This is a genomic window from Virgibacillus siamensis, from assembly GCF_900162695.1.
GTDB lineage: Bacteria > Bacillota > Bacilli > Bacillales > Amphibacillaceae > Lentibacillus > Lentibacillus siamensis_A.
On record NZ_FUIH01000007.1, the window covers coordinates 1,936,705 to 1,955,364 of the forward strand.

At 42.8% G+C, this 18,660-nt stretch carries 15 protein-coding genes and 1 tRNA gene; 8 read left to right on the top strand and 8 right to left on the bottom strand.

Features of this window, described 5'->3' with window-relative positions:
• Positions 1–28: 28 nt before the first annotated feature.
• The 7 genes from gpmI to rpoN all read right to left on the bottom strand — a co-directional run bounded on the left by gpmI (position 29) and on the right by rpoN (position 7,574).
• Entirely contained in the window at positions 29–1,567 is a 1,539-nt protein-coding gene (gene gpmI, locus B1K71_RS13585; RefSeq protein ID WP_077327965.1) for a 2,3-bisphosphoglycerate-independent phosphoglycerate mutase, read from the bottom strand.
• Positions 1,564–2,322, bottom strand: a complete 759-nt coding sequence (gene tpiA / locus B1K71_RS13590; RefSeq protein WP_077327967.1) for a triose-phosphate isomerase — start codon at positions 2,320–2,322, stop codon at positions 1,564–1,566. The genes gpmI and tpiA overlap by 4 nt, the downstream gene beginning before the upstream one ends.
• A gap of 16 nt (positions 2,323–2,338) precedes the next feature.
• Complete coding sequence (locus B1K71_RS13595) at positions 2,339–3,520, bottom strand: phosphoglycerate kinase (protein WP_077327969.1); 1,182 nt, start codon at positions 3,518–3,520, stop codon at positions 2,339–2,341.
• Between the two features lie 323 nt (positions 3,521–3,843).
• The gene (gene gap, locus B1K71_RS13600; protein WP_077327971.1) at positions 3,844–4,851 is read right to left on the bottom strand and encodes a type I glyceraldehyde-3-phosphate dehydrogenase; all 1,008 of its coding nucleotides are present in this window, start codon (positions 4,849–4,851) and stop codon (positions 3,844–3,846) included.
• A 53-nt stretch (positions 4,852–4,904) separates the two neighbouring features.
• The gene (locus B1K71_RS13605; RefSeq protein WP_077327973.1) at positions 4,905–5,924 is read right to left on the bottom strand and encodes a sugar-binding transcriptional regulator; all 1,020 of its coding nucleotides are present in this window, start codon (positions 5,922–5,924) and stop codon (positions 4,905–4,907) included.
• 121 nt (positions 5,925–6,045) lie between these two features.
• Entirely contained in the window at positions 6,046–6,288 is a 243-nt protein-coding gene (locus B1K71_RS13610; RefSeq protein ID WP_077327975.1) for a glutaredoxin family protein, read from the bottom strand.
• Between the two features lie 14 nt (positions 6,289–6,302).
• Entirely contained in the window at positions 6,303–7,574 is a 1,272-nt protein-coding gene (rpoN, locus tag B1K71_RS13615) for an RNA polymerase factor sigma-54 (RefSeq protein ID WP_077327977.1), read from the bottom strand.
• A 355-nt stretch (positions 7,575–7,929) separates the two neighbouring features.
• On the opposite strand from rpoN, the gene B1K71_RS13620 reads away from it, so the two are divergent.
• The 4 genes from B1K71_RS13620 (at position 7,930) to B1K71_RS13635 (ending at position 13,526) form a co-directional block, all read left to right on the top strand.
• Positions 7,930–9,369 (top strand): sodium/proline symporter, encoded by a 1,440-nt coding sequence (locus tag B1K71_RS13620; RefSeq protein WP_077327979.1) that lies wholly within the window; start codon positions 7,930–7,932, stop codon positions 9,367–9,369.
• Positions 9,370–9,547: 178 nt separating this feature from the next.
• Positions 9,548–10,417, top strand: coding sequence for an iron uptake system protein EfeO (gene efeO, locus B1K71_RS13625; RefSeq protein ID WP_175631912.1), 870 nt, complete (start codon positions 9,548–9,550; stop codon positions 10,415–10,417).
• A 2-nt stretch (positions 10,418–10,419) separates the two neighbouring features.
• Positions 10,420–11,715 carry an iron uptake transporter deferrochelatase/peroxidase subunit gene (gene efeB / locus B1K71_RS13630; protein ID WP_342742141.1) on the top strand — a complete coding sequence of 432 codons (1,296 nt, stop codon included), beginning with the start codon at positions 10,420–10,422 and terminating at the stop codon, positions 11,713–11,715.
• A 29-nt stretch (positions 11,716–11,744) separates the two neighbouring features.
• Positions 11,745–13,526: an FTR1 family iron permease gene (locus tag B1K71_RS13635; protein ID WP_245799275.1), complete on the top strand. Its 1,782-nt coding sequence runs from the start codon at positions 11,745–11,747 to the stop codon at positions 13,524–13,526.
• A gap of 95 nt (positions 13,527–13,621) precedes the next feature.
• Here the strand turns inward: B1K71_RS13635 and B1K71_RS13640 are convergent.
• Positions 13,622–13,695, bottom strand: a tRNA-Arg gene (locus B1K71_RS13640).
• Positions 13,696–13,905: 210 nt separating this feature from the next.
• Here B1K71_RS13640 and B1K71_RS13645 point away from each other — a divergent pair.
• The 4 genes from B1K71_RS13645 (at position 13,906) to B1K71_RS13660 (ending at position 18,651) form a co-directional block, all read left to right on the top strand.
• Positions 13,906–14,904: an ABC transporter ATP-binding protein gene (locus B1K71_RS13645; RefSeq protein ID WP_139343335.1), complete on the top strand. Its 999-nt coding sequence runs from the start codon at positions 13,906–13,908 to the stop codon at positions 14,902–14,904.
• Positions 14,901–15,899 (top strand): ABC transporter ATP-binding protein, encoded by a 999-nt coding sequence (locus B1K71_RS13650; RefSeq protein WP_077327988.1) that lies wholly within the window; start codon positions 14,901–14,903, stop codon positions 15,897–15,899. Before B1K71_RS13645 ends, B1K71_RS13650 begins: the two co-directional genes overlap by 4 nt.
• A gap of 21 nt (positions 15,900–15,920) precedes the next feature.
• Entirely contained in the window at positions 15,921–17,555 is a 1,635-nt protein-coding gene (locus B1K71_RS13655) for an ABC transporter substrate-binding protein (protein WP_077327990.1), read from the top strand.
• 91 nt (positions 17,556–17,646) lie between these two features.
• Positions 17,647–18,651: an ABC transporter permease gene (locus B1K71_RS13660; protein WP_077327992.1), complete on the top strand. Its 1,005-nt coding sequence runs from the start codon at positions 17,647–17,649 to the stop codon at positions 18,649–18,651.
• Positions 18,652–18,660: the final 9 nt, after the last annotated feature.

Consider the following 18,660-nt stretch of genomic DNA (forward strand, 5'->3'; position numbering starts at 1 on the left):
TTCTTGAATACATTTAGTTTACCATGAATCATTTTTTAATTAACGTTTCACCAGTCATTTCAGCTGATTTTTCTACATCGAGTAAATCAAGCAATGTTGGTGACAGATCCGCTAGAATTCCACCTTCGCGAAGTTCAGCATCTTCTTTTGTCACGATAACAGGTACTGGATTTGTCGTATGCGTAGTCATCGGTTCATCTTCCATCGTGACCACTTCATCTGAGTTACCATGATCGGCAGTAATAATTGCATTTCCGCCAAGATCGAGAATTTTATCCACGACCTTTCCAAGGCATTCATCAACTGCTTCAATCGCCTTGATGGTTGGTTCGAGCTTGCCTGAATGACCAACCATGTCCGGGTTGGCAAAATTCAGTATGATAGCATTGGGCTGCCCGGAGTCCAGTTCCTTCAAGAGCGCATCTGTTACCTCGAATGCACTCATTTCCGGCTTCAAATCATATGTTGCCACTTTTGGTGAATCAATCAGAACCCGCTTTTCACCGGGGAATTCCTGCTCACGACCGCCGCTCATGAAAAAGGTTACATGCGGATATTTTTCCGTTTCGGCAATACGCAGCTGGTTCATGTTGTTCTGTGACAGCACCTCACCGACTGTATTATCCAAATTCACTGGATTATAAGCTACATAACCATCAATTGATTCACTGAAATTCGTCAGCATGACAAAGTCCAGATTTTTAGGTACTGCATCACCACGATCAAAGTCATGAAAATCCTCATTGGCAAACGTGCGGGAAATTTGAATTGCCCGGTCAGGACGGAAGTTGTAAAAGATAATAGAATCCCCATCCTGCACCTTGCCGATTGGCTCATCGTTTTTATCAGTCAGTACAGACGGAATAACAAACTCATCATAAATTCCATTTTCATAAGAATCATCAACAAGCTCATATGGATCTTTATATTTCGGTCCCTCACCATATACCATGGCATCATAAGCTTTTTTAACACGTTCCCACCGTTTGTCGCGGTCCATTGAATAATACCTTCCTGAAATGGTTGCCAGTTGACCGATACCATATGCTTTCATTTTTTCTTCGGTTTGTTTAATATATTTCTTCGCCGTTTGCGGTCCGACATCACGGCCATCCAAAAAGGCATGAACATAAACATCCTGCAGGTCATTGTCACTGGCCAATTTCAGCAATGCAAACAAATGGTTAATATGACTGTGCACACCGCCATCTGAAAGCAGGCCAAATATATGCAGTGCTTTACCTTTTTCTTTTGCATTTTGAATTGATTTCAGAAAAGCTTCTTTTTCAAAAAAGTCACCTTCCTCAATGGACAGGTTTACCCGTGTCAGACTTTGATATACGATACGGCCGGCACCGATATTTAAATGCCCTACTTCCGAATTCCCCATTTGCCCTTCCGGAAGTCCGACCGCCTTACCACTGGCATTCAGCTGGTTATGCGGGTATTTCTTCCAAAACCGGTCAAAATTAGGTGTTTTTGCTTGTTTTACTGCATTACCCTTTTCCTCACCCCGGATACCAAAACCATCAAGAATGATCAAGGCAGCTAGTTTATCCTGATTCATTTCGTACCTGCCTCCACGAGTTTGAGAAATGATTCTGCTTCAAGACTGGCACCGCCGACCAATGCTCCGTCAATATCAGATTGTGCCAGCAGCTCATCAACATTGGCTGGCTTAACACTTCCGCCATATTGAATCACAACTTTTTCAGCAACAGCTTCTGATGTCACATCTTTGATTACATTCCGGATATGCGCACACACTTCATTGGCATCTTCACTTGAAGCTGTTTTACCTGTACCAATTGCCCAGATAGGTTCATAGGCAATGATTACGGAAGCGGTCTGTTCATCAGTTAAGCCTTCCAATGCTTTACGTACCTGATTTTCAATATGATGCTTCGTTTCATTCGCTTCCCGTTGTTCCAGGGTTTCTCCTACACAGATGATTGGAGTAAGATTATGACTGAATGCTGCATGTGCTTTTTTATTAACAGTTTCATCGGTTTCAGCAAAATATGCGCGACGCTCCGAATGGCCGATGACAACATGTGTGACACCCAAATCACTTAACATAACCGGGCTTACTTCACCGGTAAAAGCGCCGTTTTCTTCATAATGCATATTTTGGGCACCGATTTTAACAGGTGTACCTTTTGATTTCTCTACAAGTTCCGGCAAAAATGGAAACGGTGCACAGACAATCGCTTCCACATGATCATCAGCCGGCACCTTATTTACAACATCATCAGCAAATTGTTTTGCTTCTGCAAATACCTTGTTCATTTTCCAGTTGGCAGCAATTACATTTTTCCGCATTTCCTCACCTCATTTATTATTTTTCATCCAACACTTGTACGCCTGGAAGAACTTTACCTTCCATAAATTCTAGTGATGCTCCGCCACCGGTTGAAACATGATCCATTTCGTCAGCGAACCCGAACTTTTCAACCGCTGCTGCGGAGTCCCCGCCACCTATAATCGTATATCCTTCCGTATTGGCAAGTGCTTCAGCAACCGCTCTCGTTCCACCGGCAAAAGCGTTCATTTCAAATACACCCATTGGACCGTTCCAGATGACCAGCTTCGAATCAGCTACAATCTGTTCATAGGCTTCACGGGTTTTCGGACCAATGTCCAACGCCTCCCAATCGGCTGGAATTTCATCGATTGCGGTGATTTTCGTATTGGCATCTTCGGAAAAATCATCCGCAACTACTGCATCTTTCGGCAATACAAAATGGACGCCTTTATCTTTTGCTTTTTGCATAAATTCTTTTGCCAGATCAATTTTGTCCTCTTCCAACAATGACTTTCCGATTTCATGCCCCTGTGCCTTTACAAATGTATAAGCAAGACCACCGCCGATAATCAGATTGTCTACTTTATCAAGCAGATTATCAATGACGTTAATCTTATCTTTTACTTTTGCACCGCCAATAATGGCTGTAAACGGGCGCTCAGGGTTGTCCAGTGCTTTACCCAGAACTTCGATTTCTTTTTCCAATAACAGACCCGCTGCTGACGGCAGCAGTTCGGCAACGCCTGTTGTCGAAGCATGTGCACGGTGTGCCGCACCGAACGCATCATTCACATACAAATCAGCCATATCGGCAAATGCTTGCGCCAGTTCCGGGTCATTCTTTTCCTCACCAGCTTCAAAACGAACATTTTCAATCAGTAAAATATCCCCATTACCAAGCTGGGAAAGAGCCTCTTCCACTTCGCCCCCGACTACTTCATCTGTTTTGATGACTTCTTTTCCAATCAGGTCACTGAGTCTGGCCGCAACGGGATCAAGGCGAAGTTCTTCAACCGTTTTTCCTTTTGGCCGTCCCAGATGACTCGCCAGAATGACTGCTGCACCATTTTCAGTCAGTTGACGAATTGTCGGAAGTGCCGCTTTAATGCGTGTATCATCTGTCACTTCACCATCTTTCATTGGAACGTTGAAATCAACGCGGCAAAAAACTTTTTTACCCGTAACATCCAAATCCTGAAGTGTTTTCTTGTTCATGTCAAAACCTCCCGCTACTTTACTTATGTACCAGTTTAGATTTTCCCAAATCTTCTATCCGCTAATCATTATACTAGAAATCGAAACACAAATCACAATTCACCTGATGGAGCATTTAAACCGCGCCCATTTAAAAAGGAAATATCCACGTTTTCGGGACATATATCCACGAATTTAGATAGGTTATCCTTGAATGCTGAGTGTTTATCCACGAAAACAGGTGTGATATCCACGATTAGCTTCCAGGCAATGATTTCACTCATCGGCCCTATACAATCAGAAAAGGAGGAGGAAACTTCCCCCTCCTTCCTATTGACTGTTCCTTACAGCCCTTGATTCTGAATATATACTGCCATATCAACACAGCGTGAAGAGTAACCCATTTCGTTGTCATACCAGGAAACAACCTTAACCATGTTATCTTCCATTGTCATCGTTGAAATACTGTCAAAAATGGATGAATGGGTGTTTCCGACAATGTCACTTGAGACAAGCGGTGCTTCCGTATATTCCAGAATACCCTTCAATTCGCCTTCTGCAGCTTCTTTGAATGCTTTGTTCACTTCTTCTTCAGTAACATTCTGATCCAATTCCGCTACAAGGTCGATAATAGAACCGTCTGGAGTTGGAACACGGATTGCCATACCATTCAGTTTGCCGTTCAAGTCCGGCAGCACTTTTCCAACAACCTTTGCTGCACCGGTTGTTGTCGGGATAATATTTTGTGCTGCTGCACGTGCTCTGCGATAATCTTTATGCGGCAAATCAAGAATTTGCTGGTCGTTTGTATATGAGTGTACGGTTGTCATCAAACCGCGTTTCAGACCGAATTTGTCATGCAGCACTTTTGCAAGTGGTGCAATACCATTTGTTGTACAGGAAGCGTTGGAAAGAATATGGTGTTTTGCCGGATCGTAATCCTGTTCGTTTACACCCATTACCATTGTCAAGTCTTCTTCTTTTGCCGGTGCTGAAATAATTACTTTTTTAGCTCCTGCATCCAGGTGTTTTTTAGCATCGTCACGTTGTGTGAAACGTCCGGTTGATTCAATTACAACTTCCACACCGAGGTCGCCCCACCCAAGGTTAGCCGGATCGCGTTCAGACAATACTTTGATTTCCTTGCCGTCCACAACAATGTTTGAGCCGTTCACAGTAACCTCTTCATCCAAAATACCATGAACAGAGTCATACTTAAGCAAGTGTGCAAGCATGTTTGCATCGGTTAAATCGTTTACTGCAACAACCTCTACTTCATCATTTTTCAGTGCCTGACGGAAAACATTACGTCCAATTCGTCCAAATCCGTTTATACCTAATTTTACTGCCATTTATAATTCCTCCTAAAAATTATAGTTAAATTCATATATTTTAAAAGGGATACTTACCCCTTCAATATCTTTTCTGCTGCCGCTTCATCGGTGATCAGCAAATCACTGTTTCCTTTTTTAAAATAGGAAGCAATTGCGTTTGCCTTCGATTCACCCCCGGCGATTGTCATAACTTGCTGAGCGTCTGTCAAATCATCCAGTTGAATGCCGATTGTCCTGACTTTATGAACAACATCACCCTGTCTGTCAAAATAATAACCAAATGCTTCACTGACAGCCTCGGATTTCTCCAATTTCCTGTAAACTTCTTTGGGAGTCTTTCTCCGTTCGGCCATTGTCAGCGCATCACCAATTCCATGCAGTACAATGCCAGCACTTTTTATAAGTTGCAATGTATCCTGTATGGAAGGTTCATTAATCATCGTCTGATAGGATGTTTCACTTAATGGATCCGGAACATACAACAGTCTGTATGAACCATTCGCCTGCCTTGCCATTCGTGCTGCAATGGTATTGGCCTGGTTTTCTTCTTTTTCACCAATCCCTCCTCTGGCTGGCACAAACCGGCAATCCTCCGCATGTTCAAACGGAGTCATCATCTCAGCAGCAGCGGCCATTGTCGTACCTCCCGTAACAGCAATCGTCATGCCGGTTTTTACAACTTTTTTCAAATTTGAAATGCAGACTTTGCCCATTTCCTGTTTAACCCAATTGTGTTCATCGCTGTTTCCGGGAACGATTATAACCTCTTTCACTTGTAATCTATCCTTGAGCTGCTTTTCTAAAACACTCAATCCCATTGCTTCTCGCATAAATTCCGACAAGTGGTCAATAACCAGTTTTCCCGCTTTCGTTATTTGCATTCCTTTTGCAGTTACATGAATCAGACCCTGCTCCTGCAAAAAATCAACTTCGCCCCGCACAAAACGTTCGGTATATTCCGTGTTGTCGGCAAGGCTGCGCCGTCCAATCGGCTGAAGCAATTCAATATGCTGCAGGATAGAATATCGACGCTGCATAATTTCCAGCAAATCAGGATATAATTTTTTCTGTACATCAATTAATTCCCACATCCGAAATACTCCTTATCCGGACATTTATTGTCCCGCCTTTGAAAATTATGTCCCGCAGTTGCCAAAAAAATATAAACAACTTCTACAGCTATTATTTTACCATACGCTTTGTATTATGCAATTAATTTGATTTTTTTAAAGCTGTTTCCAATGAATCATAAGTAATCTGCTCACAATCAAGCATGATGTCATTTATTTGCACCACTGGAATCATCAACTGATATTTTTCCAGCCAATCATCCTTTGTATAAATATCCCTTTCCTCCATTTCAAAGGGATATTCAGGCCGCAATAAATCCAGCAATACTTTGGCATCATCACACAATGGACAGTTTTCCTTTGTATAAAATATTAATTTATGCATCAGTATACTCCTTTTTATTTTCGTTTTGTGGAAGACGGTATTCCCAGTTGTTCACGATACTTCATAATTGTTCTGCGCGCCACAGCTACATCAAACTGCTTCTCCAATTTTTCTTTTATTTTTTGGTCCGATAATGGTTTTCGTTTATTTTCATGCTGGATCAGTTCATGGATCAGTTGTTTTATGACAAATGAAGATGTCTCTTTCCCATTCTGCTGCGTGATACCGGATTGCAGAAAAAACTTAAGCGGAAAAACACCATTTCTTGTCTGTATATATTTATTGGCAATTGCACGGCTTACGGTTGATATGTGCAGATCCAAATCGGCCGCTATCTCTTTCAATGTCAGCGGCTGCATCATAAACGATCCGTGTTCAAAATATAGTCGTTGTTTCTCAACAATTTTATGGATAACTTTTTCCAATGTATTTGACCTGTAGGCTATCGCTTTTTTCAACCAATTAACCTGGTTATATTTTTCTTTCAAAAATGCCGCAGCCTCTTTTTCGTCTGTTTTAAAATCCAAGTAGTCTTTATTGATTTCAATTACAGGCGAGTTCCATTTAAAGAAAGAAATTTTCCATGTTCCATCTTCTTCATAAATGGCGGCTTCCGGAATGATGTAATCCGGTCTGCTATCAGCCAGCAGCTGCCCAGGTTTTGGGTGACAGGATTTGATCTGCTCAACCGCTTCCATTGCTTCGCTTTCAGATATGGCAAACAGCTTGGAGATTTCCGGTATATCTTCTGCAGCAAGCAGTTCCATATGCTGATCAATCAAATTGAATGCAACACTTTCGGCATCGTCAAGTTGTAAAAGGATGCACTCCTTCAAGTTTCTAGCCCCAATCCCGGCAGGTTCCAGTGACTGAATATATGTGAGTGCCTTTTGTACATTTTCAATGGTTGTCTCACAGTTGTCCGCCCATAGGGATAACTCAATATCCAAATATCCATCCTCATCAAGCGAGTCAATCCCGAATACGACCGTCTCTTTCAAATGTTCCGGAATGGAAAGTGTATAAAGCTGGCTTTTCAACTGCTCATACATCGTCAATGTTTTGGAATTGATTTCTCCGACAGCAGCCTGACCTGTATTTGATGTCTTATAATTATATATTTCATAATCGTAATTTACTTCTTCAATTAGAGGGTTCTCCTTGGAAAGCTCACTGATATAGTCAATCATTTCCAATCCTGTATACTGAAGCAAATTAATCGACTGTAAAAGAGACTGATTCATTTTCTGTTTTAATGTCTGCTCCAAATTCAATTTCTGCTTCATTGTATCCCTCTCCCCCTATTCTCCTATTTTGCCATATAATCCACAAAAACTCATCCTGTACACACATTATTTTCACCATGCAATGTAGAGCCGTCTTTTGTTTTGTACTGGAGCTTTAGAAAGAATGCATGTTTATCTGCCGAAATTTATATACATGTACTAAAAGTTTGGTGAGAAATTTTATTTATGCTGCGTAACGGTAATTGGTTTTGTAACTGAGACATTTTGATGATTCCACACCTTTTTCACCGGGCTTCCTAATATAAATTTAGAAGGAGTGGATAAGCGTGTAATTTTATTCTCCTTAATCTCTGCGATTGAAGATTTTAACAAAATCAACAGGAGGAGGCTAACCGTGAACAATGTCATCATTGTTGAATTTGCGCTCTACTTCATTGTCATTATCGGAATCGGCTATTTAACAAGCAGGACCAAAATGAGCCATTCCGTTTTTTTGCTTGGCGGCAAAAAACTGCCTGGCTGGGCACTGGCTTTTTCAGAACGGGCCACTGGGGAGTCTGCATGGCTGCTCTTAGGATTTACCGGGTTTGTATTTACGACCGGACTGGCCGGTATTTGGGTGGCGGCCGGGATTGCGCTTGGTATTATATTTTCCTGGCTTGTCCTGGCCAAAAAGTTTATGCACGAAACTGACAAACACAAAGTTTTGACCCTTCCTGATTATTTGGCGGTCAATTTCGGAGCTAAAGCAAATATCATCCGCTGGGTGTCAAGTATTTTAATCGCAAGTTTCTTTATGTTTTACGTTGGAGCACAACTGGCAGGTGCAGGAAAATTATTTTTCACTTCATTTGAAATGGATAAAACGCTCGGAATTGTTTTGGCTACTATTGTTGTTTTGGCAATTGCCTTTTTTGGCGGATTCATCTCGGTTGTCTGGACGGACATGATCCAAAGCATCATGATGCTAATCACATTATGTGTTTTGCCCGTCGTTGCACTGATTTATATCGGGACCCACGACTTATCCATAACTCAATCGCTTGCGACTGCGGGTGATTCATTCAATTCATGGTTTGGCGGGACAACCGGGTTTGCACTTGGGATTCTGTTCTTTAACAATTTTTCCTGGTTTTTCGGGTATTTGGGTGGACAGCCGCAGCTTAGCGCCAGGTTTATGGCGTTAAAAAATGAAAAAGAGGCTAAACAAGGAATCTCTGTCGCTATCATTTGGACTATTATGGCTTATACAGGCGCATTCCTAATCGGGATTGCAGCAATCGCAATGTATAATCAAGGTTCATTCACAGATGTGGAAACCATTCTGCCGCACATGATTTTAGATCTAATGCCGCCTTGGATTGCCGGCATCTTACTTTCCGGAATTCTGGCGGCAATTATTACGACAGCCAATTCCCAATTAATGGTTGTCACTAGCTCAGTCAGTGAGGATATTATCCATAAAGCGCTTGGTATGAATTTGTCAGATAATCAGCTGTTATGGGTATCAAAAATTACGATATTGGTTTCCGGGTTGGTTGGAATGGTCATCGCCCTGACGTCTGATTCGCTGCTTTATCTGATTGTCAGTTGGGCATGGGCAGGGGTTGGCTGTACATTATCACCTGCCATTCTGATGACCTTTTTCTGGAAACGGTATTCGGGGACAGGGGTTATCGCAACGATTATTTCCGGGTTCATATTTACCGTATTGTGGATCAGCACACCACTCGATTCCATCATCACATCACGATTTTCCACATTTTTCATCGCAGCATTTTTCGGAATTCTATTCAGCCTGCTTTTTCCTGACAAACAACCAACAAAAGAATAACCGAAATCCCCTAACGGTCAGCCGCCACCCAGGCTGACCATTTTATCCCCCCCGCTGAAGATTATTCGACAAAATCCGGGTGGTGCGAGACACCTAAAATTCTCCTTGATAACCATTCTCAGTTGCTTTATACTTATTGAGTGAGAATGATTTTCAATATTAATTAGGGAGTGTTTTGATGAGAAATACATACAGGGTTTCCACCGCTATTATACTTTCTGCTTCTCTCTTATTCGGGTGTGCCCCATCAAATGAAGATACTTCTGCCGATACAGCACAGCAGAATGGCAATTCTCTTGAAAAGGCATCATCCGAAAATCCCAAATTGGCAAATGTATCTGAGAAGTACCGGAAATTTGCGATTAACCAGATTGATAAATTTGTAGAAAAAACGGTTGATTTTTCCGATGCTGTTATCAATGGAAATATTAAAAAAGCTAAAAAGCTTTACGCACCAGCCCGTATGTACTATGAACGATCAGAGCCAATTGCCGAGGCTTTTGCCGGTCTTGACCCGAAAATAGATGCGCGTAAAGGTGATGTGCCGCTAAAAGAATGGGAAGGATATCACCGAATTGAAAAGGGTTTGTGGGAAGAAAACACGACAAAAGGTTACGAAAAATACGCAAAACAACTGAAAAAGGACGTTAAACTGCTCCGTGCAAAAGTTGAAACAGTTGACGTAACACCTGAACTGCTTATTACCGGTGCGGTGGATTTATTGAATGAAGTATCCACTTCCAAAGTTACCGGCGAAGAAGAACGTTATTCGCACACCGATTTGTATGATTTTGCTGCCAATGTGCAAGGAGCGGAAAAGATTTTTGAAATTTTAAAACCAGCGTTGCAGGAAAACCATCCTAAGCTGGCTGACAAGATCAAGAACCGTTTCGATGGGTTGAATGATTTATTAAACCAGTACAAAACAGAGGACGGTAGGTATATTTCCTATACAAAACTAAAAAAAGATGAAGTAAAGGAATTGAGCCAATCCATCAATAAACTGGCAGAGCCACTTTCACAGCTTGGAGTGGTGCTGGAGGGATAATGATGAACAACGAAAAGAATCAGCAAAACAGAGACTTTTTCGAAAAGAAATACTCCAGACGCAGCCTGCTGAAAACTGCGGGGATCGGCGGCGTTGGTGTTTTCGTTGGTGCATCAGGACTTGGCGGCATCCTGTCATTAACCGATACCCCTGAAAAACAAGCAGAAACATTGGCGGCTGATACAGTTCCATTCTATGGAAAGCACCAGGCAGGCATTGCCACAAAGATGCAGAATAATACATATGTCATGGCGCTAAACATTACGGCTGACACCAAAAAGGAACTAACCGATCTTTTCCGGAAATGGACGAAGGCAAGTGATGCAATGGCTTCCGGAAAATTGGTCGGTGATCCAACAACGAACGAATTTCTCCCGCCGGATGATACAGGGGAAACAATCGGGCTATCGGCAGCAAATTTAACAATCACTTTCGGTGTCGGTCCTACATTATTCACCAAAGATGGCAAGGACCGATTCGGCATTGCACATAAAAAGCCAAAGGAACTGAAGGAACTCCCCGTTTTTTCACGTGACCGTCTGGAAGACAAATGGTCTGGCGGGGATGTTTGTATACAGGCGTGCAGTGACGATTCACAAGTAGCATTCCATGCTGTACGGAACCTTGTCCGGATTGCCCGTGGAAAAGCAAATGTACGCTGGGCGCAAGAAGGCTTCCAGCGAACAAAGAAAGCCAGCGAGAAAGGCAGAACACCGCGAAACCTTTTCGGATTTAAAGATGGTACGGTAAACCCCGATACGGGCAATAACGAGGAAATGAACAAGGAAATATGGGTCCAGCCCGGTGATGGGCCTGACTGGCTCGCCGGAGGATCTTATCTTGTTTTCAGAAGAATTCAGATGTTTATTGAAGTTTGGGATCGTACCACCCTTAAAGGCCAGGAGGAGACCTTTGGCAGGCACCGCGATACGGGGGCACCACTTGGGAAACAGAAAGAATTCGCACCGCTTGAACCGGAACGAAAAGATGAGCTGGGCGCTAATGTCATTCCGGTAAATTCCCATGCCAGCCGGGCGCATGGAAACGGTAAGGAGCAAATTCTTCGCCGCTCCTACTCCTATTCGGATGGTATGGATCCGAAAACCGGAACGTTCGATGCAGGGCTTCTGTTCATGTGCTACCAGCGCAAGCCAAGCGAGGGATTCATTCCAATTCAAAAACGGTTAGCCCAACAGGATAAATTGAATGAATATATCGTTCATAAAGGCAGTGCCGTTTTTGCATGTCTGCCGGGAACAAAAAACGGGGGATTTATCGGGGAAACATTGTTTTACTGATTCTTCCTCCGATCAGGAGTTGAGTGCCAATGAAATGGAATAAAACTAAATGGCTGATAAGTATGATAGTTTTTTTGGTTGCAATTAGTGGAATTTTCATCAATCAGAGCAAAGTGGTTGCTGCGGGAAAACTTGATGCTTTATATATTCAAATCGGTGATGCCATGATGAATGCAAAAGATATGAATTGGCAAGCCGTTGATCAGAATATTACCTCTTTCAGTAATCTATGGAAAAATACCAATAAAAAAAATCATGCTACGGCAGATGATGTAACGAAACAACTCGAAATCATTACCGCGAATCTGGAAAATAAAGAAAAGAGTGCGAAAAAAATCAGAGCGCATCTTTCCGCACTTTCCCAATCACTGAATGCGTTCAAAAACAAAACCAAACCAGCCGGAGACAAAGGTCAGCATAAATCTATTAAACAACTGCTCCCCTACCTTGATACGATAGAAAAACATGTTAAATCCGGGGAAATGACGAAAGCTGCGAAAGGGTACGATGAGTTTGTAACAGCATGGACAGAAAAAGAAGTAATTGTGCGTAACGAAAGCATTACATCATATGGTGCCATTGAAACCCAAATGGGCTTTTTACGAATAGCCTTATCCCAGGAACCACCAGATATAAAAGGTGCGAAAGAAGGAATTACTAAATTACGAACAGCCATTCAAGACTTTTTAAAAGGAAAACGTGCGGCAGGTACCGGAGATCAGAAACATTCTTTAACTGATGCGGTACAATTGTTAAACGATTCTGCCGGTGCAATGGCGGATGGAAAAAGTGAAAAATCTGCTGATTATCTTAAGCAACTGCTCGTCATCTGGCCGTCAGTTGAAGGTAAAGTACGCACATCAGACCCGGCTTTGTACAGTGAAATTGAAAATAATGTTCCAAAAACAATCAGTATCCTGAAATCGGAAAATGCGGACCTGGAAAAGGCTGAAGGAATTATTACGGATCTGGAAAAACGACTGCAATTAATTACCGGGGACACCGAATATACTTTTGTCGATGCCCTGCTTATCTTATTCCGGGAAGGTATGGAAGCTATATTGATTATTGCCGGGCTGTTGGCCTTCCTGAAAAAAACAAACAATGAACGAAAAAAAGGATGGATTTGGGGCGGTGCTTCAGCAGGGTTAATTGCCAGTGCCATGATGGCCATCTGTATTAACCTTTTTTTCTCCAATGTCACAGCTGCAGCCAGCCGTGAATATTTGGAAGGCATAATCGGTTTGACAGCTGTTTTCATGATGCTGACTGTTGGGGTCTGGCTGCACAAGAAGACGAATATCAATCACTGGAACCAGTACATTGAACAAACGATGTGTAAAGCGTTAGCCAAGGGAAGTCTTGTTTCCATTGCTGTGTTGAGCTTTTTATCCATTTTCCGTGAAGGTGCCGAGACAATCATATTTTACGCCGGAATGGCCCCTTCCATTAAGTTGAGTCAACTGATACTGGGAATTGGAATAGCACTGGTTATTTTGTTTATTCTTGGATTTTTCATTATCCGTTACAGTGCAAAAATTCCTGTTCGGAAATTTTTCCTTGTAGCAACAGTGCTGATTTATTTCCTTGCATTCAAGATGGTCGGTGTAAGCATTCACGCACTGCAGGTAGCCAATTCATTGCCGATTCATTATATACAACAGATTCCTTTTTTTGAATTTATCGGCCTGTATCCAACAGTAGAAACAATTGTGCCACAGATGATCCTGCTACTCGCCATCGCCGGAACAGCCCTTTACGTACGCCGAAGCGGCAACCTGAAAGCCGCAAACGCAATATCTTCAACATAATTCGGGAAAATGCGGGTGGCGCTTTGCACCAACCGCATTTTTTCCATTTAAAAGGACCCGCCTGTCAATCTTAGGCGGGTCCTTTTTGTTTTTAGCGCGCCCAGAGGGATTCGAACCCCCGGCGCCTGGTACCGGAAACCAGTGCTCTATCCAGCTGAGCTATGGGCGCAAATTCAATCGCACATAGGCTATTATAACGCCACATTTTCAGATAAACAAGCCCTTTTTCAAAATACCTTCTTCAAAATATTATTTTCCAATTTTATTATTTTTGAGAAAAAAGAGAAAAACCCCAAAACCAAGAATCAACCTTGTATACTGTACATGAATTCCAAATCATCTAACAATTACAAATGAATGTACGTAAAGGAGGATGCAAATGGACAAGGATGAACCACTCCTTGAAGTTAAAAATTTACATACACATTTCTTTACTAAATCTGGTGTTGTTAAAGCTGTTGATGGTGTCAATTTCACTGTCAACCCCGGCGAAACACTGGGAATTGTCGGTGAATCCGGATCAGGAAAAAGCATTACAGCACTATCTATTCTTGGCCTTATCCCCTCTCCGCCGGGAAAAATTGTCGATGGTGAAATCAACTTCAAGGGTGAAAATCTTTTTAACAAATCGGCTAAGGAAATGCGAAAAATCCGCGGAAAAGAAATCGCCATGGTCTTTCAGGATCCAATGACATCCTTAAATCCTGTCTTTACCGTCGAAAAACAGATGATTGAAACCATCCTGGCACATGAGAAAATGACCAAACGGCAAGCGAAAGGCCGTGCACTGGAACTGTTGGATCTTGTTGGCATACCAGATCCCAAAAAAAGGTTGCGGAATTATCCGCATGAATTCAGTGGCGGTATGCGGCAAAGAGTGATGATTGCGATGGCTTTGTCATGCAACCCCTCCCTATTAATTGCAGATGAACCAACAACTGCGCTTGATGTGACTATCCAGGCACAGATTCTTGAACTGTTCAAACGGATGCAAAAAGAGCTGAATATGGCGGTTGTCATGATTACCCATGATCTAGGCGTTGTTGCCGAAGTGTGCGATCGTGTCATGGTCATGTATTCAGGAAAACCGGCCGAATATGCAGGGACAGGACATTTATTTGATTATGGAAAACACCCGTACACACTTGGCCTGATGAATTCAATACCAAAAATCACCGCTGAAAAAACGAAACTTGAAGCAATCGAAGGACATCCTCCCGATTTGCGTGCCCTGCCCAAAGGATGCAGTTTTGCACCCCGATGCAAACATGCCATGGAAAGCTGTCTTTCCGATGACCCGGAACTTCGGGAGGTTGAGGATAACCATTACGTTCGCTGTTTACTATATGAGGATTCGAAAAAGGCGGTATCGACATGAACACATTATTGGAAGTAAAAAATATTAAAAAACATTTTCCGCTTAAAAAACAAAACCCTTTGTCAAAAGAACAACCCGTTTTAAAAGCGGTGGATGGCATTTCTTTTTCCATTAATGCCGGTGAAACGCTCGGGCTTGTCGGAGAAAGCGGATGCGGGAAATCAACTGCCGGACGGGTTATGCTGAAATTGCTGGAACCAACTGAAGGAGAAATTCATTACAAGGGTGAAAACATAACATCTTACAAGGGTGAAAAACTCCGCAAGCTGCGAAGGGACATGCAAATCATTTTTCAGGATCCATATGCATCGTTGAATCCGCGTAAAACCATTGAACAGACAATCACAGAACCAATGAAAATATTTCGCATTTCCAAAGTAGAACAGCAAAAAAAATTGAACCGGCTGCTTGATGTTGTCGGGCTCAGTTCGTATCACAAACAACGGTATCCGCATGAATTCAGCGGCGGTCAGCGGCAGCGCATAGGAATTGCCCGATCTCTGGCACTGGAACCGGAACTGGTCATTTGCGATGAACCTGTCTCAGCGTTGGATGTTTCGATTCAGGCGCAGGTAATTAATTTAATGGAAGATTTGCAGGATGAATTTGATCTCACATATATTTTTATCGCCCATGACCTGAGCGTTGTTCACCACATCAGTGACCGTGTTGCTGTCATGTATCTGGGTGAGCTTGCCGAAATTGGCGAAGTAAATGAAGTCTACCAAAATCCGAAACACCCATATACACAGGCATTACTTTCAGCGGTTCCCGAAGCAAATCCACACCATGAAAAAAAGCAGATTATATTATCCGGTGATTTGCCTTCACCTGCAAACCCGCCCCAGGGCTGCAAGTTTCACACACGGTGCCCTTTTGCCGAGGAAATCTGCCGCACCCAGAAACCAAAACTGAAAAAAGTTTCCGAAAACGGACAAATGGCAGCGTGTCACTTTGCTAAGGAGGTGGTAGCGAAAAACACCGCCCAAATCTAAAAATGATCTGAAGGAGGATGTATGTTGAAAAATCGAAAGTTCATGTTTCTGTTATCTTTGCTCTTTACTGTAATGTTTGTACTGGCAGCATGTACACAGGATGCAGGCACCGGCTCCGGGGGAAGTGCTTCCGGTGAAAGTGGATCTTCAGATGATTCCAACGGTAAAAAAACACTGGTCTTTGGCCGTGGAGCCGATTCCATCCAATTGGATCCGTCAAAAGTTACGGATGGTGAATCAATCTATGTTACTAATCAGATTTATGACCCGCTAGTCCGGTACAAAGTGGAAGGAACCGAAGTTAAACCTGCCCTGGCAACCGAATGGGAAGTCAGTAAGGATGGACTGGTCTGGACTTTCCAGCTTCGGGAAGGTGTTAAATTCCATGATGGAACAGATTTCACAGCGGAGGATGTTGTATTCAACTTTGAACGATGGGCATCTTCAGGTGAATATATCTACTATGGCTACATGTTTGGAGCTACGAAGGATGACCTTGGAGGAATTATTGAAAAAGTTGAAGCTACAGACAAGTATGAAGTGAAAATCACCTTGTCAGAGCCTAATGCTCCATTTCTCCAGACATTAGCAATGCCGCCATTTGGTATTGCCAGTCCGGACGCCATCAAAAAATATGGTGAAGACTACTTTAAGAACCCTGTCGGAACCGGTCCATTTGTCTTTAAAGAGTGGATTCCGGATGACAAAATCACCCTAACGAAAAATAAGGATTACTTTGGAAAAGTCGCAAACGTAGACAAAGTCATTTTCCGCACTATTCCGGATAACGGCGCTCGTTTTCTGGAGCTTCAGGCAGGATCAATTGACCTGATGACAGGGCTGAACCCGCAGGATATTCAAACAGCGGAAAATGATGAGAATCTGAAAATCATCCGCCGACCATCGATGAACATCAGCTATATGGCAATGAATATGAGTAAAGATGGCCCAATGTCAAAGAAAAAAGTACGTCAAGCGATTAACTGGGCTATTGACAAAAAAGAACTGATGACACTATTTGAAGGTATTGGCAAGCCTGCCAAAAACCCAATTCCGCCGTCACTCTGGGGTTACAATGATGAAATAGAAGATTACGGATACGATGTGGAAAAAGCTAAAACACTGCTTGCTGAAGCTGGATATCCGGACGGGTTTGATACAACTTTGTATATCATGGCAAACCCGCGACCCTATTTACCGCAGCCAAAACTGACTGCACAGGCCATTCAGCAAATGCTGAAGAAGGTTAATATTAACGTAAAGATAATTGAAAATGACTGGGATACGCATTTAGCAGTAACCGAGGATGGAAAACATGACATGGCATTTTTGGGATGGACCGGTGATAACGGTGACCCGGACAACTTCCTTTATGTATTACTTGATAAGGATAATGCCAAGAAAGGATCTGCGGGTAATATTGCATTTTATAAAAGTGATGAGGTCCATGACTTGCTAAAGGCAGCACAAACGGAAATGGATCAGGAAAAGCGGGTTGAATATTACATGAAAGCACAAGAAATCATACATGAAGATGCACCATGGTTCCCGATTGCACACACAACACCACCGCTCGCGGCAAGCAAGAAGGTTGTAAACTATACACCACATCCTACCGGAAGTGAACCATTCAACCTTCTGGATATTAAAGAATAAAAAACAAAACAGGAACATTCCCGGGGATTCACGCAACAATCTCCGGGAAATGGCTTCCTTGAATTTTACATAATAGACGGGAGGTACACTGATGCTTCAATATATTGTAAAACGAATACTGATGCTTATCCCCGTGCTGCTTGGTGTGTCCATCCTTACCTTCTCCCTGATTCATCTGATTCCGGGTGACCCGGCAAAAAGTATGCTTGGCAATAAAGCAACGGAAGCACAACTGGAGGCACTCCGGCATGAGTTAGGTCTTAATGATCCCTATGTCGTGCAATACGGCCGATTTTTAGGTGATATTTTGCAAGGAGACCTTGGACAATCTGTACAGTCCAAAGAAGATATTGCCGTACAGTTAATGCACAAGCTGCCTGCAACGATTGAATTGACTATATTTGCTATGATTTTAGCGGTCGTTATCGGGGTTACAGCAGGGGTTATCGCAGCCGTGAAACAGTATTCCTGGTTTGACAACCTCAGTATGACCGGAGCGCTGTTCGGTGTTTCGATGCCAATCTTCTGGCTTGGCCTGATGATGATTCTGTTTTTCTCTGTTGAATTGCAGCTTATGCCGCCTTCCGGACGGTTATCGTCGGGTATTGATCTGAACACCATTACCAATTTTTTTCTGCTGGACAGTATATTAACCGGCAACTGGATAGCGTTTAAAGATGCATTCTTCCATCTTCTTATGCCAGGCATTGCACTTGGAACCATACCGATGGCGATCATTGCCCGGATGACCAGATCAAGCATGCTGGAAGTGATGAAGCAGGATTATATTCGAACAGCGGATGCAAAAGGGCTGAGAAAACATTTAATTATTTTTCAGCATGCCTTAAAGAACGCCTTCCTTCCTGTTTTGACCGTCATTGGTCTGCAATTTGGACTGCTGCTCGGTGGTGCCGTTCTGACCGAAACGATTTTCTCCTGGCCCGGTGTCGGGCGATACGTCTACCTGGCAGTACTTGGGCGAGATTTCACCGTTGTGCAAAGTACTATTTTAGTGATTGCAACCATTTTCGTACTGGTGAACCTTATAACAGATTTACTGTATAAATATTTTGATCCGAGGATCAGTTATGATTGATACCCTGAC

Excerpts from the sequence above, each read along its gene's own strand:
- B1K71_RS13635 (WP_245799275.1), top strand. The coding sequence starts at position 11,745 with ATGAAATGGAATAAAACTAAATGGCTGATAAGTATGATAGTTTTTTTG.
- B1K71_RS13610 (WP_077327975.1), bottom strand. The coding sequence starts at position 6,288 with ATGCATAAATTAATATTTTATACAAAGGAAAACTGTCCATTGTGTGAT.
- gpmI (WP_077327965.1), bottom strand. The coding sequence starts at position 1,567 with ATGAATCAGGATAAACTAGCTGCCTTGATCATTCTTGATGGTTTTGGT.
- tpiA (WP_077327967.1), bottom strand. The coding sequence starts at position 2,322 with ATGCGGAAAAATGTAATTGCTGCCAACTGGAAAATGAACAAGGTATTT.
- B1K71_RS13605 (WP_077327973.1), bottom strand. The coding sequence starts at position 5,924 with ATGTGGGAATTAATTGATGTACAGAAAAAATTATATCCTGATTTGCTG.
- B1K71_RS13650 (WP_077327988.1), top strand. The coding sequence starts at position 14,901 with ATGAACACATTATTGGAAGTAAAAAATATTAAAAAACATTTTCCGCTT.
- efeO (WP_175631912.1), top strand. The coding sequence starts at position 9,548 with ATGAGAAATACATACAGGGTTTCCACCGCTATTATACTTTCTGCTTCT.
- B1K71_RS13660 (WP_077327992.1), top strand. The coding sequence starts at position 17,647 with ATGCTTCAATATATTGTAAAACGAATACTGATGCTTATCCCCGTGCTG.
- B1K71_RS13645 (WP_139343335.1), top strand. The coding sequence starts at position 13,906 with ATGGACAAGGATGAACCACTCCTTGAAGTTAAAAATTTACATACACAT.
- B1K71_RS13595 (WP_077327969.1), bottom strand. The coding sequence starts at position 3,520 with ATGAACAAGAAAACACTTCAGGATTTGGATGTTACGGGTAAAAAAGTT.
- efeB (WP_342742141.1), top strand. The coding sequence starts at position 10,420 with ATGAACAACGAAAAGAATCAGCAAAACAGAGACTTTTTCGAAAAGAAA.
- rpoN (WP_077327977.1), bottom strand. The coding sequence starts at position 7,574 with ATGAAGCAGAAATTGAATTTGGAGCAGACATTAAAACAGAAAATGAAT.
- B1K71_RS13655 (WP_077327990.1), top strand. The coding sequence starts at position 15,921 with ATGTTGAAAAATCGAAAGTTCATGTTTCTGTTATCTTTGCTCTTTACT.
- gap (WP_077327971.1), bottom strand. The coding sequence starts at position 4,851 with ATGGCAGTAAAATTAGGTATAAACGGATTTGGACGAATTGGACGTAAT.